We start from the raw sequence: 22,478 nt of genomic DNA on the forward strand, positions 1-22,478 counted from the left end.
ACCTTCCTGGTCGGCACGTCAGGCTTCCTCGATCGCCACCTGGATCACCGTGTCGGGGTGTGCGCGGCGCAGCAGCCGGCCCCGGCCCGGTGGCCCGTCGCCCGCCCGGTGGCCGCCGAACAGCACCCCTTCGCGGCTGTCTCCGGGCAGGATCAGCGCGGCCGGTTGCTGCTCGCGCAGCCGGGCGAGCAGCTGATCGACGGCGAACCCACGGGAGCTGCCGGTGACCCGCCGGGCCAGCACCACGTGGAACCCGAGATCGTGCCCGTGCGCCAGTCGGTCGACCAGCGGCGACAGCGGCGAGGTGCCGCCGCCGACGAGGTCGTGGTCGTCGACCACCACGAACAGCTGCGGCCCCTGCCACCAGTCGCGGCGGGCCAGGTCCTGGCCGGTCAACCCGGGTGGTGGCATCCGCTCGGCGAGTTTGTGGTCGACCTGTGCGACGTACTCGGCGGCGGCGGTCGGGTCGGCGGCGTAGGCACCCAGGTAGTCCTCCGGCACCGCCCCGAGCAGCGTGCGCCGGTAGTCGAGCACGACGAACCTGATCTCCCACGCCGTGTAGCGGCGGGCCATCGCCGCCATCCAGGTCCGCAGCAGCTGGGTCTTGCCGGCACCGGAATCGCCGAGCACCACCAGGTGCGGGTCGTCGTTGATCAGGTCGAGGTGGACCGGGGCGAGGCCGACCTCGTCCAGGCCGACCGGTACGCCGGCGACGGCGGCGTCGACCGGCAGCTGCGCCGCGGCCAGCCGGCGTGGCAGGACCCGTACCTCGGGGGCCGCCGGCCCACTCCAGCCGGCGGCCAGTTTGCCGATCGCCTCGTCGATCGCCTCGGCGAGGGCGTCGACCGTGTCGGCGTCGTCGACGCGCGGCAGCAACGCCTGGTACGGCACCCCGGGCGGGGCCAGTCCCCGGCCGGCGACGACGTCCCCGAGCGCGCGGGCCGCCGGCCGGCTGATCTCGCTCTCCGACGGGTCGTTGAGCCGCAGTTCGAGCCGGCCGGCGAGGCTGTCCCGCAGGTTGGAGCGGATGTCGAACCAGCGGTTCGCGGTCACCACGACGTGCACCCCGACGCCGAGGCCACGCGCCGCCACGTCCACGACGACCTCGTCGGCCAGGTCGAACTCGGCCCGGATGGCGGGCCAGTTGTCCAGCATCAGGAACACGTCGGCGGCGCGCACGTCGGCGGGCAGTCCGCCACTGGCCCGCAGCTGCCGCCAACGGGCGGCCGAGTCGACGCCCAGGTCGGCGAAGATCCGTTCGCGGTCGTCGACGAGTCGCCGGATGTCCAGCAGGATCCGGCGGGCCAGCTCCACGTCGCGGCGACCGGCGACCCCGGCGACGTGCGGGGCGGCGGCGAGCGCCCGCAGCCCACCGCCGCCGAGGTCGACGCAGGCGAACTGGGCCTCGTCCGGGGTGTGGGTCAGCATCAGGGCCAGCATGGTGGTGCGCAGCAGGGTGCTCTTGCCGGTCTGCGGCGCACCGACCACGGCGAGGTTCCCGGCGACGCCGAAGTCGACAAGCATCGGAGACTGCTGCTGGGTGGCCGGCTGGTCCAGGACACCCAGCGGCACCCGCAGCCCGCCCGGCCAGGGCCAGCTCACGGCCTGCAGGCCACGCTCCGACACCTCGCCGACCGGTCCGAGCACGGATCCGAGAGCGATCGCCGGCGGCAGCGGCGGCAGCCATACCTGGTGGGCCACCGCGTCGACCTGCGCCAGCGCGGTCGTCACCAGATCCAGTGTCGACGGTCCGTCGACGCCGCCCTCGACCGGCCCGGGATCGGCTGCCGGACCGGGGTCGGGCGCCGGGGCGTCGCGGGTGACCGGGCCGAACGGCACCGGGACGAGTTGGACCGGCGCGGCCGGTCGGGCCGCCGGCCAGGCCGGACCGGAGACGTGCGAGACCCGGAACCGGCGGTACGACGACTCGTCGACCTTCAGGTACGCCGAACCGGGCAACGACGGCAGCAGGTACGCGTCGACGGTGCCGAGCACCGCCCGGCTCTCGGCGGCGCTGAACGTCCGCAGCCCGATCCGGTACGACAGGTGCGACTCCAGACCCCGCAGCCGACCCTCGTCGAGCCGTTGGCTGGCCAGCAGCAGATGGATGCCGAGGCTGCGGCCCACCCGACCGATCTGCACGAACAGGTCGATGAAGTCCGGCCGGCCGGTGAGCAGCTCACCGAACTCGTCCACGATCACCAGCAGGTACGGCAGCGCCGGCAGCGGGCTGCCGTCGACAGCCGTACCGCCGGCGGCACGGCGCACCTGGTACTCGCGTACCGAATCGACGTTGCCGGCGTCGCGCAGCAGCCGCTGCCGACGCTGCTGTTCCCCGACGAGCGCCGATCTGACCCGGTCCACCAACGCCATGTCGTCGGCCAGGTTGGTGATCAGACCGGCGACGTGCGGCAGGTCGACGGCGTTGGCGAAGGTGGCCCCGCCCTTGAAGTCGACGAGCACGAAACTCAGCAGATCCGGCGGGTGGGTCATGGCCAGCCCCACCAGCAGGGTACGCAGCAGTTCGCTCTTGCCCGACCCGGTCGCACCGATCACCAGCCCGTGCGGTCCGACGCCGCCCTGCGCCGACTCCTTCAGGTCCAGCACCACCGGTCGGCCGTCGCTGTCGATGCCGATCGGTGCCCGCAGCAGCTGCTCGCTACCGGCCGGCAACCAGCGACCGGTGCCGACGACCTCGTCGCGGGACAGACCCAGCAGTTCCGGTACCGACAGCGACCCGGCCAGCTCGGCGGCCCGGGGCGGCCGCAGCCGCAGTGGTGCCATGGCGCGGGCCAGACACTGTGCCAACGCCGGGGTCGGCGCGTCGCCCACCAGGTCGTCGACCGCGACGATCAGCTCCGACCGGCCGGCGAGCGTCAGCTGCCCGCCGTCGTCGACGCTGACCCGTACGTCGGCGCGCGGCGGCTGGTACGACGGGCGGGTCACCAGACACACCACGCTCACCCCGGTGGCCTTGCCCGCCCGGGCCAGCAGTTCGGTGAGGACCGGTTCCCGCACCCAGGTGCTGGTCGGGTCGTAGCCGTCGATCAGCAGCACCAGCCGGCGGCCCGGGTCGGCCTCGGCCCGCGACAGCAGCAGCGGTTCGTCGGCGGCGGCGAGCCGGGCCAGCCACAGCTCCAGGAGTCCGACCAGGGCCGACAGCTCCTCGGCGACGGCGACCGACGCGACCGACGGCGGCAGGTCGGCGACCTCCCCGGTGGGGCCGGCGGTCCGGACGTGCGGCAGCCAGGCCGCCCACCGCCAGTGGTCGACGGTGTCCGGCGCGCATACCACCACGGCGACGTCCTCCGGTGCGTGCAACGCCGCCGTCTGGCACAGGATGGCCCGGCCGACCGTGCGGGTCGCCGTCGGCGGGCCGATCACGCTGACCACCCCGGCCCGGCCCAGGTCGATCAGGCCGGGTTGCCGGCCGACCGTACCGACCTGCTGGACCACCTCCTCGGCGGCCGCCGCGAGCTGCGGGTCGGTGTCGGCCATCGGGTCGGCCCGGGCCGACAGCGCCACCGGTACGCACAGTGGACCGGTACCCAGGCCGATCCGGATCCAGAGGAAGTCGGGATCGGTGGGTCGGCGCTCCCACAGCCGCTGCCGGTGCCAGGCGATCGCGAGCAGCCGCTGCGGCGACGGGTGGGCCACGGCAACCGCGGCACGTTGCGCGGCGGCGATGCCTCGGGCGTCACGGCGGATCCCGACCAGGTGCTGGTGGTAGCGGATGCGCTGGCGGGCCCGCTGACGGCGGGCGTGGGCGCTCATCTGGTAGCGGATGCCGAAGGTCGACACGATCGAGACCACGATGAAAGCGATGCCGGCCACCACCATCCAGCGGTGGCCGATCGTGATCATGTAGCCGGCCATCGCGATCGTGCTGAGCAGCGGCAACAGCAAGGTGATCAGCGCGACGCCGCCGTTGGCGGAGGTGTCGGTGGGCGGGGCCGCCACGGTGAGCCGGCCCTGTGGCAGCGGCGGCGTGCCGGTACGGGCGGCCCGGTGCAGCAACCGGACGGGAAACGGGGACCCTGGTGTCGACATGGCTTCCCTGCGGTCCGGCCCGGTTCAGGACCGGGCCACCTCGGTGAGAACGACGGGATTGGGGGCGCCGCCCGGCGGAGTGTCGTCGTCGCCGGTGCCGCCGGACGGACCGGTGCCGCCGCCGGCACCACCGCCGCCGGTGCCACCACCGACCGCGTCGATGAACGTGTCGAAGATGTCGACGGTCTGCGTCTCGGCGGCGTCGTAGTTGAGTGCCGCCCGCCGCAGGTTGACCCCGATCACCGCGAACAGCCCGGGCGGATCGTCGTTGAACAGTTCGCTGGCCGCCATGTTGAAGTCGTCGAAGAGGTGCTGCGCGTCGGTCGCGCTCGGCCCCAGCCAGGCACCTGCCCCGGACAGCCCGTTGAGCGCGCCGACGATCCGTTCCAGACACCCCGCGACCCGACCGGCGTCGTTGATCACCTGCTGACCGCTGCTGGCCAACGTGGCGATGTCGCAGGAGATGCTGCTGGTGTTGTAGACCGGGTCGGGCCCGAGGGGGCTGTCGGCCAGGGGCATCTCACGATCCCCGTACGGTGTAGTAGTTGGCGGTCTCCGTCCGCTGGTAGTTGTCCACCGTGGTCTGCATCCGGCTGATGATCGCGTCGATCGCGTCGATCAGGTCGGTGTTCGCGCCGATCAGGTCCTGCGACAGGCCGGCGAAGGTCGACGCGGCGGGCCCGGTCCAGCCGGTCGTGGCGGCGTCCAACGCTCCCTCGATGCCGGTCAGCAGCTCGTCGACGGTGTCACGTTCGGTCCGGAGGGTCGTGATCGCGGCACGCACCGCGTCCATGTCGACGTAGTACATCAGCGGCATACCGGCTCCTCTCCCCACCCGCGCGGACGCGTCGGGTGACGCAGCACCGAGTGTGGTCACCGTAGGTCGCCGGCGGGCGGACCGGACAGCTCCGCTTTCGGGCCCCGGTACCCAGAACATGGACGTTCCCGTGGTCACCCGGTCCGGGGGATGCTGCGCCGGAACCGACGGCACGACCGGGAGGTGGCATGGGGACGAGCAGCAACAATCCAGGTGACGAGATCCGCGACCCGGGACTGCCCACACCTGCGCCGGGCCCGGTCGACGAGGCGCCGCTGCCGGAGGTGACCCCCGACTCCGTCACCGTCGACCCGAACTACTCGATCTCCTACGAGCCCGGCCCCCTGCCGGAGGAGACGGAGACGACCGGCCAGGCGGACGACGCAGACCGGACCACGACCTACGCCGGGTTCTCCGTCTCACTGGCCGGGCTGGCCGCCACTGAAGGTTCCCTGCTCACCGCCACCCGGGAGCTGACCGCCGCGTACGAGCAGCTGCGCACCCGGGTGGCCAGCACCCAGGGCACCGTCTTCGGCCAGACCGAGACCCACGACGAGATCGTGCAGGACAACCCCGGAGCGCCGCACCAGCAGTACTACATCAAGCGGGACGTACCCGACGCCCTGCAGGCCGAGGCGAGGGTGTTCGCCGGCCAGATCCAGCCGTACATGGCGCAGGCCCTGGACGACTTTGCCAAGACACTGCAGCTGTTCGGCGCGTACATCCAGGCGCTGGAGGCCACCGGCGACGGGTACGCCACCGCCGACGACCACTCGCGGTTCGACTCCGGCTGACACTCGATGCCGGCTGGACCGGAGCCGGTCGGTCAGGACGCCATCGACCGGCCCAGGTCCAGCATGGTGCCCACCACGCCCCAGATCGTCAACGCCGCGACCAGCGCCACCGCCACGAACAGCGCCGAGGCGGCCAGCAACCAGCGTGGCCGGCGGTCGGCCAGCGGCGACCGCGACGCCAGCCAACCGCCGCAACCCATCAGGATCAGCGCCACCACGACACCCACCCCGACCGCACCGGGCCACCGGGTGGCGACGGTCACGGTGAGGGTCACCAGGCTGGCCACCGCCGCGGCGATCGTCGCCACCGCCTCGACCGCGAACTCGTAGCTGACCGCCCGCAGCGCCAACGCCACCGCCAACGCCCCGACCAGCAGCCAGGCCGCCCAGTCCGGCGTGCGGGCCAACCCCACCAGACCGGTCGCGGTGAGCAGCGCCGCCGCCACCGTCCAGCTGGCGAGGATCCGGTACGCCCGGCGTACCGCCGCCGTGACCGTCACCGGGTCGTCCGCCGGCGCCGAACCGGCACGCCCCTGCGCGAACATGGCCAGTCGGCCCGCCGCCGGCGCGGCGGCGACCAGCATGGCGAACCCGACCAGCGCGACCACCGCCAGCAAACCGGCGCCCGAGGGCCGCACAACCCCCAGCGGTACGGCACATCCGGCGGCCACGGCGATCCACAACGCCACCGCCAGCGTCACCGCCGACGGCACCGCCGCGAACGCCAGCAGCCCGCCGACACTGGCGGCGACCGCTGCCCCCGGCACACTGCCCAGGGCCATCGCACCCGCGCAGCCCAGGGTGACCGGAGCGGTCAGCGCCAGGCCCGCAAGCAGCGGCTCCGACGACGGCCAGCCACGTCGGCGGGCGAGGGCCGCCAACGCCGGTACGGCCAACCCGACGACGACGGCCAGCAGTTCACCGCCGACCGGACGGTCCGGGTCGAGAGTCGCCAACCCGATCGTCGCCACCAGCCAGGCGACCCCCGCCGCCACCAGCGTCGCCGCCGCCGCCCGCTGGTTCCACCGCCACCGTCGCAACTCGTCGGTTGCCTCGGCAACCACCTCGTCGATGTCGGTCACCTGCGGTTCGTGCTCCTCGTCGGCGGCCAGGTCGACCAGGTACAGCACCATGCCCTCGGTCGGCGCGCAGTCGGCGAGCGGGGCGTCCAGCGGCAACGGTCGACGGCCCAGCGGGGCCAACGACCACACCTGCGGGTGGGTGCCGGTGGTGGGCTGCTGACACAGCTCCAGGAGCAGCCCGAGATACTCGCCGACCGGCACCTCCACCGGCAGTGCGAGGTCGATCCGGCGCCGGGCACCCACCACGGTGACCGGGCACCGGGTGACCGCCGCGGCGGCGGACGGCGTCACGACGGCCGCCACGTCGCGCGGTTGCTCTCCTCCGCCCCGGAGTAGTTGTCCCAGCAGGTGTTCAGCGCATTGCCGATCATGCCGAGCACACCGGTGGGTCCGAAGAGGTCGGCGGCGGCCGTGCTCCACTGGTTCCGCAGCTCGAAGTAGTGCTCCCGCGCCTCGCCCGTCCAGATCGTCTCCAGCTCGGCGAGCTGGGACTTCAACTGGGACAACCGCTCCTCCATCTCGGCGGACCGGGACAGGACGTACCCGCCGGCGGTCTCCTGCGCCGACGTGACCCGCAGAAAACTGCTGTCGATGCTCATGACGACTCCTCCCCCTCGTCGGTTCGGTGCTGCCGGACGTCGCCTACCTGACCTCCGCGCAGCTGGGCCTGCCGGCAGCTGGTCAGCCGAGCCGGGCCGGCGGCATGGACTGCAGCACCCGCTGCACCGACTGGTTGTTCGCCTGCTCGCTGCCCACGTAGTTCTGGTACGTGGTGTTCAACCCGTTGGAGATCCCCACCAGCGCGTTGTGCAGGTTCTGGGCGTCGATCGCCCACTGCTGCATCAGCTCGTCGAAACTGACCTGCGTCACGCCCTCCCACGCGCCGCGCAGCGACGTCACGTACTGCCGGAGCTGATCGAGCCCGATGGAGATCTCCTCGGCGATCGTCGCGGCGCTCTGCGCACCCGCCTGCACCTGCAGCGGGGTCACCCCGTAGTCGCTCACCCTCGGTCCACCTAGTCCCATCACACGGTCCGCCACCTGCCGGTGCTGCCGCCGTCATCGTGTCCTCCCCGCCACCCGCGCCACCAGTCACCAAATCCCGGACGTCGGCGCCGGCTGCCAGAACAGGGACGTGGTGCGCCGCGCCGGCCACCGCCGACAATGGGCCCGATGACCACACGCCTGCGGGTAGCGACGCACGGATGGGGTGCCCACCGCAGCGTCGGAGCCGCCCTGCGGGCGGCCGACGTCGGCGGCACCGTCACCATCCGGGCCGGCCGCTACCGGGAGGCGCTGGTCCTCGACCGGGCCGTCACCCTGGTCGCCGAGGGCGAACCCGGATCCGTCCGGATAGTCACACCGGTCGCCCCGGTGCTGGTGGTCGGCGCGCCGGTGACCGTCCGGGGCGTGGTGTTCGAGGCGCCGCCGGCCTACCCGGGTACGCCGGACGGGCCCGCCGCCGCGGTGCTGCTCGAGGCGGGCACCGCCCTGTTGGAGGACTGTACGGTCGTCGGCGCCGGGGTGGCCGTCACCGGCACGGCGACGGCGACGCTGCGCCGGGTCACCATCCGGCAGGTCACCGGCGACGGCATCCAGGTGACCGACGACGCCACCGTCACGGCCACCGACTGCGTCCTGACCGGGATCGGCGGCTGCGGGCTGCGGATCGCCGGTGGTCGGGTCGACGGCAGCGGCTGCCGGATCGACGGCAGCGCCGGTGCCGGGGTACTGGCCACCGGCAACGCGCGGGCGCACCTCGACGACTGGGTGTTCACCGAGGTACGGGACTCGGCCGTCGCGGCCCGCGACGAGGCACGACTGACCCTCACCGGGGCACGGTGCGTCGAGCCGGGCGGCAACGCCGCGTACCTGACCGGGCGGGCCCGGATCACCATGACCAGGGTCGACGCCACCGGGTCCGGGTACAGCACCGTGCACGTCGGCGGGCAGGCCCACGCCGAACTGACCGGCTGCGAACTGACCGGCAGCGGCGAGCACGGGCTGACCGTCGTCGACTCCGCCACGGCCCACCTGACCGGCGGGCGGATCCACGGCGCCCGGCTGGCCGGCGTACACGTCGCCGACCGGGGGGACGTGACGACGGACGCAGCGACCGTCTCCGGCGGCACCGGCCTGATCGTCGACAGCGCACACCGCCCGCTGCTGCGCGGCGGTGCGATCACCGGCACCGGCGGCGTCGCCGTACAGGTCGGGGACGGACGCACCGTGGTGCTCGCCGGGCCGGCCCTGCACGGGAGTGTCCACGGCGGACCGTGGGCGGTGCTGCGCTGCCCGGACCCGGGGCCGCGCGGTCGACCGCCCGGAGCCGGACCCGCGACGGTGCCCGGCCCTCCACCGGAGCCCGTCGCCACCGGGGCGCCGCCAGCGCCGGTCGCCACCGGGGCACCTTCGGAGCCGACCATTGGCGGGGCACCTTCGGAGCCGGCCGGTGACCTGGCCGACCCGGACGAGGCGGTCGCCCGGCTGCTGCGCCAGCTCGACCAGCTCGTCGGGCTCGACGACGTCAAGCGCGACGTCGGCGCGCTCGTCACCGTCATGCGGCTGGTCCGGCTGCGCCGCGACGCCGGCCTGCCGCCGCCACCGCTGAGCCGGCACCTGGTCTTCGCCGGCAACCCGGGGACCGGCAAGACCACCGTGGCCCGACTGTACGGGCAGATCCTGCACGCGCTGGGCATGCTCACCCGGGGGCACCTGATCGAGGCCAGCCGCAGCGACCTGGTCGGCGAGTACGTCGGACACACCGCGCCGAAGACCACCGGCGTCTTCCACCGGGCCCGGGGCGGCGTGCTGTTCATCGACGAGGCGTACGCGCTGGCCCCGACCGGTCAGGGCGCGGACTTCGGTGCCGAAGCGGTCGCTACCCTGGTGAAACTGATGGAGGACCACCGTGACGACGTCGTCGTCATCGCCGCCGGCTACCCCGACGACATGGCCCGCTTCGTCGCCTCGAACCCGGGTCTGGCGTCACGCTTCACCCGGACGTTGCGGTTCCCCGACTACCGCTCGGGCGAGCTGGTCCGCATCGTCGAAGCTCAGGCGCGGCAGCACCACTACCGGCTCACCGGGTCCACCCGGGACGTCCTGACGGCGCTGTTCGACCGGATGCCCCGGGTCGACGGCTTCGGTAACGGCCGGACCGCCCGGCACGTGTTCCAGCGGATGACCGAACTCCACGCGGTGCGCGTCGCCACGACACCCGGGGCGACCGGGGACGACCTGAGCGACCTGCGACCGCAGGATGTGCCCGATGACGCCGATGACGCCGGCTGACCGCCGCGTACCGGCTGGGCTGCCCGCGCCCGCCGACCGCCACGTACCGGCCGGGCTGCCCACGCCCGCCGACCGACCGGTAGCCGCCGACCGGCCCGCGTCGGCGACGCCGCTGCTGCTGGACTGGGCCGCGCTGCCCGCCGCCCGGTACGCCGCCGCCGTCGCCGGAGACCGCTGCGTTGTCCTGATCGTCCCCGCCGACGAACCGGTGGACCTGGTGGGCCTGCTCCGCGCCGGGGTGCGGGCGCTGGTCGCCGCCGGTGACCCCGTACCCGATCTGGACCTGGCGATGGCGGCGGCCGCCGCCGGTGGCCGGTACGTCTCGGCCGGGCTGGTCGACCGGTTCGTCACCGCCGTCGACGAGCCGGCACCGCCGGACCGGATCCCGCTGACGTACCGGGAACTGGAGGTCCTGCAGGGCATCACCCAGGGGCTGACCCACCGGCAGGTGGCGCGCCGCATCGGCGTCACCGAGGCGACCGTCCACACGTACGCGAAACGGCTGCGCCGCAAGCTCGACGCGGTCAACAAGGCCGACCTCACCCGCCGCGCGATCGAACTGGGGTACGCCGCCGGCGGCGCCGCTGCACCGTGACCACCCGCACCGACGGCAGCGGCGGCGCGGCGTGCCGGTTCTGCCGGTGCGATTTCCTGTCGCCGACACCCGCCGGCCGGTTGCATGACCAGGTGGGCGGCGCGCCGGCGGCGGGCACCGCCTGCGGGCCGCCAGCAGGCGACCGGCGCGGCGCCGTACGGAGGACGCGTTGACCGTCGGAGGGGTCTCGTACGACGTCGTCGTCCTCGTCCGGGATCCACTGGCCGGCATGGGCGTACGGTTCCTGCTCTCCGACGTCCGCCGGATCCGCAGCCTCACGATGTGCGCACAGGTCCAGGACCTGCTCGCCGGTCCGCTGCCCGGTGCCACCGGGCAGGGTCGACCGGCGGTGGCGGTGCTCGGCGTCGACGTGCCCGCCGGCGACCTGCGTCGGGTCTGCGACCGGTGGCCGACCCTGGTGGTGACGTCGGCGACGGCGATGAGCACGGCCCTGGCGGCGGTACGGTGCGGCGCCCGGTCGGTGGTCGTCGCGGCCGCGACCGACCCGGTCGAGATGCGCCTCGCCCTGGACACCGTCGCCTCCGGCGGTGTCCACCTTGGACGTGGCCTGCAGTGGGCACCGGCCGCGGTCGTCCACCCGGCGCCGCCGCGCGGCGACGCCGCCACCGCCGAGGCCCCCCGGCTTCCGGCGCTGGCCCCACGGGAGGTGCAGACCCTGCGGCTGATCGCCCGTGGCCTCACCCACGCGCAGGCCGCGCGGGAACTGGGGCTGACCGCCGCCACCGTCGACACCTACGTCAAACGGATCCGGGTCAAACTCGCCGTGGGCAACAAGGCCGAGCTGACCAGACGGGCGATCGAGTTCGGCTACGTACCGGCCGGGGTGGCCGCCGGCTCCTGACCCGGTTCGAGACGACCGGCCACCGGTGCCGGTCGCTCACCCGGCGGTGCAGTTCACCCGGACCTGCGCGACGCCGATGTGTTCACCGCCCGGGTCGGCACCGGAGTCCTGCAGATGCAGGGAGATGGCCCCGTTGCGGACCGCCACCGAGCCTGATCCGACCCACCGCCCCCGGTTCGCCGTCTGGTTGATCGAGAACTGCGCGTACGGGGTCGTCGACGTCCGGCCGCCGAGCACCTTGTACACCGCCGGGTTGCCGGCGACGTCCCGCGCCGACCCGCTGTTCGGGACGTGGACCGAGAAGGCGCAGGTGCCGTTGACCACCGGGGCCGTCTCGAACCACCAGACCACGTAGTTGCGGCCGGTGGCGGTGGAGCCGCCGGACATCGGCATCGCCATCGCCGCCCCCGAACAGCCGTCGCCACGGTGGCCGCCGCTGATGTCGTACCAGCCGGCGGTGCCGTCGCGGTACACCCCCCAGGTGTACCAGTTGCGGGCGTCGTTGTTGCCGGAGCAGCCGGGTCCGGCGATCGCCGCGTACGTCGCCGCAGCGGGCCGCGCCGCGCTGGTCGCCTGCGGTGCGGTCGTGGTGTCGCGACCCGACGTGGCCGGTGCCGTGGTGCGGGTCGCGGCCGCCACGGCGGGAGTGGTCGCGGCCTGCGGCCCGGCCGGTGGCGGCTGCACCAGCTGCGCGCCGGTCTGCGTACCCGGGGCAGGGCCGGCCGGAACCGGGCCGCCCGGACCGGCGGTGCCGGCCGGTCCGACGGTCGTTCCCGGTACGGCGGACCCGTCCGGGCCTGCGGAGCCGTCGGAGCCGGTGGACCCGTCCGGGCCGGTGGTCGGCGCGGTCGCGCCCGGTGCCCCGGCCGCCCGCGCGGTGCCCTCGCCGCTGCGCAGATACTCCACCAGGAATCCGGCGACCGCGACGACCACCAGCACCAGCAGCACCGCCACCAACGCGGCGACTCCCCGACGCATCGGCGACGCCGCCGGATCGCGGTGCAGCACCCGGGTCGCCACGGCGTCGGCGAACGCCGCCCGGGCCCGGTCGGCCGGTAGCTGACCGGCGGACCCGCCCTCGGCTGACGGTTGCTGGCCGCGTGGCATCCCATTCCCTTTCGGACACGTCTCGACGCAGGTGGACGCCGCGAGTGCAGGCGCACGCCCCGACCCCTCGGATGGAACCCGATCCCGGTCCTGCGGAACAGGAAATCCGACCGGCAGAACCGGGGTCGACGTCAGGGCCGGCAGGGACCGGCCGACGTCAGGGCCGGCAGAAGCAGGCCGACCTCAGGGCTGGCGCAGCCGCGCGAGCAGGGCGCGTGCCTCCAGGTCGGCCGAGCCCGCGCAGAGCGACCGCGCCCGGTCGAAACACCGGGCATGGTCCTCGGCGCGCTGCTCGGCCCGGGCCACCAGGCCCAACGCGTACCAGGCCTGGGCTTCGCGCAGGGCGTCGCCCAGCTCGTGGCAGACCCCGACGGCACGGGTGGCGACCGCGACCGCCCGTGGGCTGCCCAGCCGGGCCAGCACCTCACTGAGCGCACCGAGACACTCGGCTATCCCGGTCGGATGATGCTCGGCGACGAACGCCGCGTACGCCGATTCCAGGACCTGCACCGCACCCGGCAGGTCCCCGGCGGCGGCCAGGTCGAGGCCCAGCCGGTAGCCGAACATGCCGGCCGTCACCCGGTCCCGGCCCGCCGGGTCGGCGAGCCGGTCGAGCCCACGGCGGTGGGTCCGGGCCGCCTGCTGCGGCTGCCCCAGGTCACGCTCGATGTCGCCGACGGCGTAACTGGCGATCACCGCCCCCTGGGTCACACCGAGGGCGGCGAACAGGTCGGCGGCGAGCCGCGCCCGGTCGAGCGCCTCCGCCAGGCGACCACAGCGGTGCAGCGCACCGGTGGTGTACAACGTGCTCCACGCGTACCCGGTCCGGTCGCCGATCTCCGCGTGCAGCCGCCGCGCCCGTTCGTGCTCCGGCAACGCCTGCTCGGGGCGACGGACCTGGTACTTCAACGCGAACCCGAGCGAGTCGCGGTGCCGGGCCTCCGCCGCCGGATCACCCAACGCGCGGGCGGAATCCACCGCCGTCTGGAACACCTCCTGCCAGGGCGCCAGATGGTGATGGCGGTTGGCGACCCCACGGATGGCGTCGACCACGGTCACGATCTCGGCGTGGCGCTGCTGCTGTGCCGTACACCGCAACGCCCAGGTGATCGCCCGGCGCTGCGCGGTGCACCAGTCCAGCGCGGCCGAGGCGGACCCGAACGGCGTACGGGCGGCGGGGAACCGGTGCCGGGTCAGCGGCTCCTGGTACGACGGAAACCAGCCACCGACGGCGGCCACCGTCGCCAGCAGGCCGGCCCGGACCCGGTCGAGAGCCGCCTGCCGATCCGCCGGGCTGTCCTCGGCCGCCGCGCGTTCCTGCCCGAAGACCGCCAGCAGATCGTGCAGCCGGTACCGGCCGCTGCCGGGCAACGGCGTGAGCAGGCCCGCCTCGGCGAGCCCGGCCACCACCGTCGCGGCCCGGTCGGTGCCGGTGTCCAGCAGGTCCGCCACGACCGCCGCGTCGTAACCGGGCCACGGCAGCAGCGCCAGCCGCCGCAGCGCCGCCCGATGCTCCGGGTCGAGCTGCCGGTAGGACACCAGGAACGCCGTACGGACCTCGATGTCCCCGGCGTACAGCCCGTCGAGCCGGCGCTGACTGTCGCGCAACCGGTCCAACAGCCCAGCTATTGTCCACAGCGGACGGCTGGCCAGCCGGCTGGCCACGATCCGCAGGGCCAGTGGCAGGCCGCCGCAGATCCGGACCAGCTCGTCGACCGCCGCCGGCTCGGTGGCCAGCCGGTCCGGTCCGACCACCCCGGCCAGCAGAGCGCGGGCATCGGGCCCGGGCAGGGCGCCGAGCGCGATCCGCCCGACGCGCCCCGGACCCGCACCGGTCGGGCCAGTGCCGGTCCCGCCGGCACCGGTCGGGTCAGCGCCGGTCCCGCCGGCACCGGTCAGGTCAGCGCCGGCCACGGCGGCACCGGTCGGGTCAGTGCCGGTCAGGTCGGTCAGCTGGCGGCGGCTGGAAACCAGGACCCGCCAGTCGCCGCCGACCGGCAGCAACGACCGGACCTGCGCGGCGTCGCGGGCATCGTCGAGGACCAGTACGGCGCTACGCTCGGCCGACGTCTCGCGGTACAACGCCAACCTCCCGTCGAGGCCACCGGGCAGCCGACGGCGGTCCACACCGAACTCGTCGAGCAACTGCGCGACCGCACTGCGTACCGTCGTCGGCTGTTGCTGGGTGCCCCGGAGGTCGACGAAGTACGCCCCGTCCGACAACTCGGCAGCCACCGCACGGGCCGCGCGCACGACCACGCTGGTCTTCCCGATTCCAGGTGGACCGTGGACCACCACGATCGACCCGGGACGGGCCAACAGGCCCGCCAGCCGGCGCAGTTGCGCGTCCCGCCCGCTGAAGTCGGGGGGATCGGCCGGCAGCGGCACCCGCGTCGGCGCGGCCAGACCGATCAGGGCGAGATCCGGATCGCCGTCGACCGGCTGGCGCGACGTCGCCGACCGGCGCAGCCGCTGCGCCTCGGCCGGCGGCAACCGCAACGCCTCGGCGAGCCCGGTCACCGTGGCCCGCTGCGGCCGGCCGACCCGGCCGCGTTCCAGGTCCCGCAGCGTCCGCACGCCCAGACCAGCGGCCTGCGCCAACTGCTGCTGGCTCAGGCCGGCGGCCCGGCGGTACCGACGCAGCAGCACGGCGAACGCGTCCGGACCCGCCGGGTCCGCAGCACCGAGGCTCATGGTCCGGCCTTTCGACACACCCGACGCTGACCGTGCGGCCACAAGTTACCGGACATCAATTCCGCAGCCACACCACCGAAGCACCGGAACGGAACGATCATCAGGTATGCCGACACCCGAGGTTGCCCCGACCACGCACGACGGCCGGTCACCGACCGACCTGCCGTCGCTGCTCGTGGCGTTGCGGCGGTCCGCCGGCCTGTCGCAGGAACGGCTCGCCGAGGCCGCCGGCCTGTCCGCACGTACCGTCGGCAACCTGGAACGCGGCCGGGTGGCCCCGCACCCGTCGACGATCGAACGGATCGCGGCGGTTCTGCGCGCGACGACCTCCGTCGACGCGGTGGTCGCGGACCAGCTCACCCGGGCAGCGGCCGCCTCGGTGAGCCGTCGACCGGAGACCGGCCGCCCGCTGACCCTGCCCGAACGGCGACGCTCCTGCCCCGACCGACAGACCGAGCTACACCAACTCGACGCGCTCGCCACCGCGGCCGTCGGCGTACGGCCCTCGGCGGCCGTCGGCGTACGGCCGTCGGCGGCCGTCGGCGTACGGCCGTCGGCGGCCGGACCGGCCGTCGTCGTGGTGTGCGGGCCGGCGGGCGTCGGCAAGACCGAGCTCGCCGTGGCGGCGGCGCAGCGCGCCACCGACCGGCACGGCGTCGACGGCCTGCTGCTCGACCTGGCCGGCACGTCCCGGCAGCCACTGGCCGTCGGTACGGCGATCGACCGCCTGCTGCGCGCGTTCGGCGTACCGGAGCACCGGACACCACGGCCGATCCACGAGCGGGCCGGGCTGCTGCGGTCGGTCATGTCCGATCGGCGCGGGATCCTCGTCCTGGACGACGCGTACGCCGAGGAGCAGGTCCGGCCGGTACTGCCCGTGTCAGCGGGGTGGTTGACGATCGTGACCAGCCGTAGTGGACTGGCCGGACTGTTCGGAGCCCGCTGGTACCCACTGGCTCCACTGTCCGGCGCGGCACCTGCCGATGGTCCGGCCGGCATCGACGCCAGCTACCTCCGGTTGCCGGCCAACCAGCGCCACCTGTTCCGGCGGCTGGCGTTGCTGCGCCCCGGCGACCACCCGACGACGGTCGCCGATCTGCTGACCGAGCTCGGTCCGGCGGCAACCGCGCGCGCCCTGGACGGGCTGACCGAGAGGGGGCTGCTGACCGACACCCCTGCGCCGGGCGGCTTCCACCTCTGCCCCGGGATCCGCCGGCACGCCGAAACCCGGCTCTGGCACGAGGAGTCCGTCGCGCAGTGGCACCACGCCTACCAGCGGTTATGCCGGCATCCCGACTGGCGCGACCGCGCGCAGCTTCCCGAACAATCCACTGTCGAGTCGTTGCCACCGCCGCCAGCACCTCGGGGGTGGACCGCGCCGGAGGGCGGCAACCAGCGGTGAAACCGCCGTGCCGATGCCCGGCCGGGCATCGGCACGGCGATCTACCTCACGCGATCAGCGACAGGCCGCCTGTGCGGACGGGATGATCAGTCGCAGACCTGCGCCTCGTAGGGCACCTCCATCGAGACCGACACCAGCTCACCGTCGAGGCGCGCCGCCGCGGTCACCGTCGCCGTACCGGCCGGGACGACCGCCCCACCGGCAGGGAAGGTCCGCGCCTTGCTCGTCGCCGGCGCCACGCCGTACTCCTTCTCGCCGTAGCCGGTGGTGACGGTGCCGGTGATCCGGGCCGGCGCGTCGTTGGTGACGTCGACGACAAGCTGGGCGTTGCGCCCGAAGCACCGGACACCGGCCGTCGCCGACACGGCCAACGCCGGGCCGTCGGTCGCCGGAGTGAACGACCACGAGTCGATCTCGAACAGGTCGTCGCCGGCCGGTCCGGCGAAGGTGAAGTAGACGTCGTGCACGCCGGTGACCCCGTCGAGGGGGGTGGTCAGCTCCGTCCACTCGCCCAGCGCTCCGTCGACATCGATGGTCGCCACCACCGGCGCGGTGACGTCGCCGAGCCGGACCTGGATCGACCCGCCGGCCGCCAGCGGGCGGACCTTCGCCGTCAGACTCCGCGCACCGGCGTCGAAGTCCACCGAGGAGAGCGCCGTCCAGTCGCCGTTGTCGACGTCGCGCACTGCCAGGTTGGGTGCGCTGTCACCGAACTGTGCCGATCCGCCGTCGATCTTCGCGGTCGCGACCCCCTTGCTCCAGCCGAACGTCTCGGCCTCGAAGACGCGGTACGGGTCGAAGTCGCGGACCTGGTCGACCCCGGCGTAGGTGCCGACGACCTGCTGGATCGTGCCGTCGGAGTTGAAGGTCAGCTCCTGGATGTGCGGGCTACGGTAGCCCTGGGTGGTGTTGCCGTTGATCCGCTTGTTCAACGTCGGAGCGTGGTAGGTGAAGTAGTACCTGCCCTCGTACTCGAAGACGGACTGGTGGTTGTTGCCGCCGGTGCCGGCCCCGAAGAACTGCGACTGGTTGGGGAAGAGCACCCCCGCGTAGGTCTCCTTCGGCCACGACATCGGGTCGTCGGAGATCAGGTAGCCGATCTGGCCGGCACCGGGGTAGCCGGGCAACGGGGTCTGGTTACCACCGAAGTCGGGCCCGCCGAAGTGCGACGAGTACGACAGGTAGTACCTGTCGTCGCGCTTGAACACCTGCGCTGCCTCGAAGGCCACCGGGGCGTCCACCACGGCCGCCGTACCCTCGGTCGACACCATGTCCGCGCCGAGTTCGATCGCCCGCAGGTTCTTCGGGTTGTTGAACCGTTCGGCCGGCGGCATGCTGGTCGACGCGGGACCGCCACCGAAGTAGAGGTACTCCTCGCCGTCGTCGTCGACGAACGGAGCCGGGTCGAACTTCCAGGCGACATCCTCCGCGCCAGGGGTGCGGCCGTCGATCAGGGTGCTCGTCCGCTCGCTGGTCCACGGGCCGATCGGCGACGCACCGGTGATCACGTTGCTCGATCCACCGCCGTTGGCGTAGTAGAGGAAGAACTTCTCCTGGCCGTCGACCACCTTGCGGGCCATGCCGGGTGCCCACGAGTTGTTGGTGAACGGCGCGACGCCGTCCGGACCGGCGACCTGGATCTCACCATGGTCGGTCCAGTTGACCATGTCGGTCGTGGAGATCACCGTGATCTGGTTGATGTCGCCGTAGTTGATGCCCGGCGAGACGCCGGTGACCGGGTCCGGGGCGTACCCCTGGGTGTCGTTGGTCAGGTACAGGTAGACCCTTCCGTCGTGCACGAAGCCGTAGCCGTCGGCACCGAACTTGTGCCCGATCAACGGGTTGTGCTCACCGGGCAGCTTCCCGACGACCTCGATGGTCTTCGACGGTGCCGGCGGCGGTGGGGCACCGATCACCGACACGTCGTCGAGCCTGAAGTCCATCAGGTGCAGGTCCGGGTCCGCCGCCGGGTCGGCTGTCCACGGCGTCTCGAAGAACAACCGGGCCGTCGAGACGCTCTGGTTCGCCGGGATGGTGAACTGCCCGGCGAACTGCGCCCACTGGCCCCTGGTCGCGGTCACGCTGACCAGGTTGGTGTACGTCGCCCCGCCGTAGTGCATCGTGGCGAAGAACTGCTTGGTCGCCGGCGAGGCCGCGTTGTCGTACCGGATCCGGGCGGTGAGGGTGTACGTCTGCCCGGCCTGTACCTTGCCGGTCAGGTCCTGCATCGGGCCGGACCCGGTCGTCGCCCGGTCGGTGACCAGCACCGCGTTGGCCCCCGAGTAGGCGTCGTCGGTCAGTGCCAACGTCGCGCTGTCAGTGGCGTTGCCGTTGTTGACGAACCAGCCGTCGAGGCCGGTTTCGAAGCCGCCGTTGACAATGAGGTCGGCGTCGTCGGCGTACACCGGCGACGCCGGGGCGACGAACCCGGCGGCGACCAGGGTGCCGACCGCGGCGAGCGCCACGACACGTCGACGGGCGCCGCGTTGCAGAGGTGGTCTCACGAGAATCCTTTCTGATCTGCGAGTTGACTGCCGGCGGAAAAACAGGTCACTGGCAGGTCTGCGCGTCGTACGGCACGGTCACCGTCGCGGTGACGGCGGTGCCGTCGACGCGGGCCGTCGCGGTCACCGTCACCGCGCCGGACGGCATCGACGCCGTACCGGTCGGGAAGGTCCGCACCTTGCTCGCGGCCGGAACGACCCCGTACTCCTTGCTGCCGTACGGCGAGGTGACCGCGCCGGTCACCCGCGACGGTGCGACACCGGCCAGCTCCACGACGAGCTGCACCTTCTTGGCCAGGCAGCGACTCGACGCGCTGACCGACACCAGCCTCGGCGTGTCGAGTCGGAGCGCTCCGAGGCGGGCCAGCTGGTAGCTGAGCGCCCGCTCCGGCGCGTCGATCTGGTTCTGGGTGCCGAACTGGCCGGCCCGCGCGGTCACGGCGTCATCGAGCGCGGCGCGCATCGCCGCCCAGGCGTCCGCCGGGTGGTCGGCTTCACGCAGCGTCGCGGCGTGCGCGATGGCGTCGTCGAGGGCGCTGGTGTCCAGCGGTCGGCCCTGGGCGGTCAGCACGTCGCTGAGCAGGTAGTGGTCGAAGTCGACGTGCCCGCCGGTGTGCTGCGTCGCGTAGTTGAACAGGCCGACCCGGTGCCCCATGAAGTGCGCGAGGCTGCCGTCGAGAGTCTGCGGACCGACCCGGCTGCCGAGCTGCGCCCAGGTCAGCCCGTCGAAGCTGTAGTGGAACGTGGTCCACAGCTGCCCGGTCGACGAGGCGAAGTCCAGGTCCGCCTTCAGGTGCACCTCGGTGGCGTCGCCCAGTGGCACGGTGCTACCCGGCAGGAAGCTCTCCAGGGTCGCCTGGTCGAGGTCGACAGCGAAGGGCTGGCCCCGGTTGACCACACCGAGGGTGCTGACGCCGTCGACGCGTTTGACCGCCGCGTACGAGAATCCGCGGTTGTACGCGGCTATCCCGGCGACGTCGCCGTCACGCATCGCGGAGATGTCCATCCTGGTCTCCGCCGACTGGCGCGGGCCGAAGGTACGCTGCGACAGCGTGTTACGGGCCTCCTCGAACCAGGCCAGCTCGGCCCGGTTGGACAGCTTCGTGTAGACGTACCCACCGGTGACGACCTTGCCGGTGCTCAGCCGCAGCCAGCCGTCGCGGTCGGTGAGCGACCAGTAGCGGTTGTCCGGGGCGTGGTTCCACTGCCAGGCCATGTCGAGCCGGGAGCCGTTGGGGGCGATCTCCGCCTCGGTCGGGGCTTCGCCGGTCGGCGGCGGGTCCGGGATCGTCCACTGTTCGTCCTGGTACGCCTTGTGCGGGGCGTCGTTGGCGAAGTCGTCGGACGCGACGATGCTCTGCTGCCGCTGGAACGTCTCCTCGGCCGGGCGCAACCGGATCGGCTTGTCGAACACGCCGCCGACCGGCACCACGCCGTTGCTGCCGAAGACCGGCCAGCCGTCGGACCAGGTGGCCGGGATCAGCGCCGGGATGCGGCCGATCGGGAAGGTGTCGCGGAAGAACATGCCGTGCCAGTCGATGCCGCCGGCGGCGGTGGCGATCGGCACCAGGCTGCCCTGGGCGAAGCCGTTGGAGTTGAGCACCCCACGGGCAACGTATGTGTTGACGCCACCGGCCGAGGTGTAGCGTCCGAGCAGCTCGGTCGAGCGGAACATGACGACCTGCCGGCCCTGCCCGGACGGCCAGGTGATGATCACCGCGTAGTAGTAGCCGTCGATGTAGTAGAACTGGGCGCCCTCGAACAGTCCGCCGATGAACGGCTGGCCGGCGTAGTCGGCGGCGGTGAAGATGTTCGGGTAGTTGTGCTCGATGGCGGTCAGGTCGGCGTTGAGCCGCACCGCGCTGGTGCCACCGGATCCGTAGAAGATGTACGGGGTGCCGTCGACGTCGAAGAAGAGCGACGGGTCGTGCAGGCCGCGGCCGAGCGCGGTCCGCTGCCAGGCGCCGTTCTCGATATCGTCGGTACGGTAGAGGTACGCGCCGCCGAGGTTGTTGGTGTTGAACGCGACATAGAACATGCCGTCGTGGTAGCGCAACGACGACGCCCACTGGCCCTGGCCGTACGAGTTCTGCCCGTTGCGCAGCGAGTACGAGTCGCCGATGCTCGCCCGGTCGAAGACATAGTTGACGATATCCCAGTTGACCAGGTCGTACGACTTCATGATCGGTGCCCCCGGACTGAGGTGCATCGTCGTGCTGATCATGTAGTAGACGTCCCGGCCCTCGTCGTTCTCGGCCGCCGGAACCCGCTCGACGCTGATGTCCGGCACGTCGGAGCGCAGCAGCGGGACGGAGTAGGTGCCGTCGCCGTTGTCGGTCGAGGTGTACGACGAGCGCGGCGACCAAGTCTGCTGCTGCGCTGCGTGCGCGGGTGCGCCGCCCGGGGCCAGCACGGCACCGACGAGCACCCCGGTCAGGGCGACGGCGAGCCGGCGGCTGCGGCCAGCCGGATGACCGTTCCCAGCCCGGCCGGGCTGGTGATCGCTAACAGGTTCGCCGGGTGGAGGAGAGCAGGCGTTCGTACGGCCGTTTGAAGCGTGCATGGGAGCTCCAGACGCGGTCGATCGGAAGGTTCATCCTGTTAGCGCTCACATAGACAGGTCAAGACCTCTGTCGATACTCGCCGGAAATGTCCGTGTAACACGGTGCCGGCGTCGAACGTCAGCCGACCGGATCTCCCAGGCGTCAGATCGGGTGAGTGCTCCGTATCCACACCACCGACCTGTTCGTCATCGCCGGGCTGCCGGTGCCGGATGGCCTGGCCTCAGCCTGGCCAACGTCGCCGTGGAACGTAGATTCGATCGTCCGACGCGCCGTCCGGATGGACGGGGAGCACGCCCGGCTCATCAGCAGTAAACAGCTGAGCGACGTGGTGGCGGCGGATGCTATGCGGCAGGACTGAACATCTTCAGGTTGATCGAACCCTGGCCACCTCGCTACTCGACCGAGCACGACCCGGCGGTGACCTATGAGACCTCGGCCGCCTTGCTCTGCCGGGATGACGCCCACGCCTTCCGGCTCGTCCTAGTCGCGCTTGGGGAAGCCGAAGGGGATCACGCCGATGAGATCATGGCTGCGGTGTTCCACGTCGACGGACACGAAGCATCGCTACGGGAAACGCTTCCCTCATCGCATCCCGATGCGGGCTCGTCCTGACGCGTCACCACTGGAAGTAGTCAGATCTCCCACCGCGCGGAGATCCGGCGCCCACTCATCGGCGCGCCTGGACGACCGTCGGGTCATCCTGGCATAACGCT

General features: G+C 72.7%; 17 protein-coding genes. 7 read left to right on the forward strand and 10 right to left on the reverse strand.

The window, feature by feature from the left end:
• Positions 1-18: 18 nt before the first annotated feature.
• Genes eccCa through O7623_RS18840 form a run of 3 tightly spaced genes read right to left on the reverse strand, consistent with a single transcriptional unit; the run spans position 19 to position 4,867 of the window.
• Complete coding sequence (eccCa, locus tag O7623_RS18830) at positions 19-4,050, reverse strand: type VII secretion protein EccCa (protein ID WP_282224337.1); 4,032 nt, start codon at positions 4,048-4,050, stop codon at positions 19-21.
• Positions 4,051-4,074: 24 nt separating this feature from the next.
• Positions 4,075-4,569, reverse strand: a complete 495-nt coding sequence (locus O7623_RS18835) for a hypothetical protein (RefSeq protein ID WP_282224338.1) — start codon at positions 4,567-4,569, stop codon at positions 4,075-4,077.
• Position 4,570: 1 nt separating this feature from the next.
• A complete protein-coding gene (locus O7623_RS18840) occupies positions 4,571-4,867 on the reverse strand; it encodes a WXG100 family type VII secretion target (RefSeq protein WP_282224339.1) in 297 nt (98 codons plus the stop codon).
• A 188-nt stretch (positions 4,868-5,055) separates the two neighbouring features.
• Between O7623_RS18840 and O7623_RS18845 the strand changes: the two genes are divergently transcribed.
• Positions 5,056-5,661, forward strand: coding sequence for a hypothetical protein (locus tag O7623_RS18845; RefSeq protein WP_282224340.1), 606 nt, complete (start codon positions 5,056-5,058; stop codon positions 5,659-5,661).
• A 32-nt stretch (positions 5,662-5,693) separates the two neighbouring features.
• Here O7623_RS18845 and O7623_RS18850 read toward each other — a convergent pair whose 3' ends face one another.
• The 3 genes from O7623_RS18850 to O7623_RS18860 all read right to left on the reverse strand — a co-directional run bounded on the left by O7623_RS18850 (position 5,694) and on the right by O7623_RS18860 (position 7,748).
• Entirely contained in the window at positions 5,694-7,046 is a 1,353-nt protein-coding gene (locus tag O7623_RS18850; RefSeq protein WP_282224341.1) for an EsaB/YukD family protein, read from the reverse strand.
• A complete protein-coding gene (locus O7623_RS18855; protein WP_282224342.1) occupies positions 7,031-7,342 on the reverse strand; it encodes a WXG100 family type VII secretion target in 312 nt (103 codons plus the stop codon). Before O7623_RS18855 ends, O7623_RS18850 begins: the two co-directional genes overlap by 16 nt.
• An 82-nt stretch (positions 7,343-7,424) precedes the next feature.
• On the reverse strand, positions 7,425-7,748 hold the full coding sequence (locus O7623_RS18860) for a WXG100 family type VII secretion target (RefSeq protein WP_282224343.1): 324 nt from the start codon (positions 7,746-7,748) through the stop codon (positions 7,425-7,427).
• 168 nt (positions 7,749-7,916) lie between these two features.
• On the opposite strand from O7623_RS18860, the gene O7623_RS18865 reads away from it, so the two are divergent.
• The 3 genes from O7623_RS18865 to O7623_RS18875 all read left to right on the forward strand — a co-directional run bounded on the left by O7623_RS18865 (position 7,917) and on the right by O7623_RS18875 (position 11,494).
• Positions 7,917-10,037 (forward strand): right-handed parallel beta-helix repeat-containing protein, encoded by a 2,121-nt coding sequence (locus O7623_RS18865; protein WP_282224344.1) that lies wholly within the window; start codon positions 7,917-7,919, stop codon positions 10,035-10,037.
• On the forward strand, positions 10,015-10,632 hold the full coding sequence (locus tag O7623_RS18870) for a LuxR C-terminal-related transcriptional regulator (protein WP_282224345.1): 618 nt from the start codon (positions 10,015-10,017) through the stop codon (positions 10,630-10,632). The genes O7623_RS18865 and O7623_RS18870 overlap by 23 nt, the downstream gene beginning before the upstream one ends.
• Before the next feature lie 169 nt (positions 10,633-10,801).
• Positions 10,802-11,494 (forward strand): response regulator transcription factor, encoded by a 693-nt coding sequence (locus O7623_RS18875; protein ID WP_282224346.1) that lies wholly within the window; start codon positions 10,802-10,804, stop codon positions 11,492-11,494.
• Positions 11,495-11,530: 36 nt separating this feature from the next.
• Here the strand turns inward: O7623_RS18875 and O7623_RS18880 are convergent, their stop codons facing one another.
• Together O7623_RS18880 and O7623_RS18885 are read right to left on the reverse strand one after the other, a co-directional pair.
• Complete coding sequence (locus tag O7623_RS18880; protein WP_282224347.1) at positions 11,531-12,601, reverse strand: hypothetical protein; 1,071 nt, start codon at positions 12,599-12,601, stop codon at positions 11,531-11,533.
• A gap of 183 nt (positions 12,602-12,784) precedes the next feature.
• Complete coding sequence (locus O7623_RS18885) at positions 12,785-15,295, reverse strand: helix-turn-helix domain-containing protein (RefSeq protein WP_282224348.1); 2,511 nt, start codon at positions 15,293-15,295, stop codon at positions 12,785-12,787.
• Between the two features lie 106 nt (positions 15,296-15,401).
• Between O7623_RS18885 and O7623_RS18890 the strand changes: the two genes are divergently transcribed.
• Positions 15,402-16,697 (forward strand): helix-turn-helix domain-containing protein, encoded by a 1,296-nt coding sequence (locus tag O7623_RS18890; RefSeq protein ID WP_282224349.1) that lies wholly within the window; start codon positions 15,402-15,404, stop codon positions 16,695-16,697.
• 86 nt (positions 16,698-16,783) lie between these two features.
• Here the strand turns inward: O7623_RS18890 and O7623_RS18895 are convergent, their stop codons facing one another.
• Entirely contained in the window at positions 16,784-19,201 is a 2,418-nt protein-coding gene (locus tag O7623_RS18895) for a family 43 glycosylhydrolase (RefSeq protein ID WP_282224350.1), read from the reverse strand.
• Between the two features lie 46 nt (positions 19,202-19,247).
• Complete coding sequence (locus O7623_RS18900) at positions 19,248-21,629, reverse strand: family 43 glycosylhydrolase (protein ID WP_282224351.1); 2,382 nt, start codon at positions 21,627-21,629, stop codon at positions 19,248-19,250.
• Between the two features lie 290 nt (positions 21,630-21,919).
• On the opposite strand from O7623_RS18900, the gene O7623_RS18905 reads away from it, so the two are divergent.
• On the forward strand, positions 21,920-22,123 hold the full coding sequence (locus tag O7623_RS18905; RefSeq protein ID WP_282224352.1) for a hypothetical protein: 204 nt from the start codon (positions 21,920-21,922) through the stop codon (positions 22,121-22,123).
• An 11-nt stretch (positions 22,124-22,134) separates the two neighbouring features.
• On the forward strand, positions 22,135-22,377 hold the full coding sequence (locus O7623_RS18910; protein WP_282224353.1) for a hypothetical protein: 243 nt from the start codon (positions 22,135-22,137) through the stop codon (positions 22,375-22,377).
• The last annotated feature ends 101 nt before the right edge of the window (positions 22,378-22,478 follow it).

The organism is Solwaraspora sp. WMMD791 (assembly GCF_029581195.1).
Lineage (GTDB): Bacteria > Actinomycetota > Actinomycetes > Mycobacteriales > Micromonosporaceae > Micromonospora_E.

Bases quoted from the DNA above. Each gene is read 5' to 3' on its own strand.
- O7623_RS18865 (WP_282224344.1), top strand. From the start codon at position 7,917: ATGACCACACGCCTGCGGGTAGCGACGCACGGATGGGGTGCCCACCGC.
- O7623_RS18855 (WP_282224342.1), bottom strand. From the start codon at position 7,342: ATGAGCATCGACAGCAGTTTTCTGCGGGTCACGTCGGCGCAGGAGACC.
- O7623_RS18845 (WP_282224340.1), top strand. From the start codon at position 5,056: ATGGGGACGAGCAGCAACAATCCAGGTGACGAGATCCGCGACCCGGGA.
- eccCa (WP_282224337.1), bottom strand. From the start codon at position 4,050: ATGTCGACACCAGGGTCCCCGTTTCCCGTCCGGTTGCTGCACCGGGCC.
- O7623_RS18880 (WP_282224347.1), bottom strand. From the start codon at position 12,601: ATGCCACGCGGCCAGCAACCGTCAGCCGAGGGCGGGTCCGCCGGTCAG.
- O7623_RS18870 (WP_282224345.1), top strand. From the start codon at position 10,015: ATGACGCCGATGACGCCGGCTGACCGCCGCGTACCGGCTGGGCTGCCC.
- O7623_RS18840 (WP_282224339.1), bottom strand. From the start codon at position 4,867: ATGCCGCTGATGTACTACGTCGACATGGACGCGGTGCGTGCCGCGATC.
- O7623_RS18885 (WP_282224348.1), bottom strand. From the start codon at position 15,295: ATGAGCCTCGGTGCTGCGGACCCGGCGGGTCCGGACGCGTTCGCCGTG.
- O7623_RS18890 (WP_282224349.1), top strand. From the start codon at position 15,402: ATGCCGACACCCGAGGTTGCCCCGACCACGCACGACGGCCGGTCACCG.
- O7623_RS18835 (WP_282224338.1), bottom strand. From the start codon at position 4,569: ATGCCCCTGGCCGACAGCCCCCTCGGGCCCGACCCGGTCTACAACACC.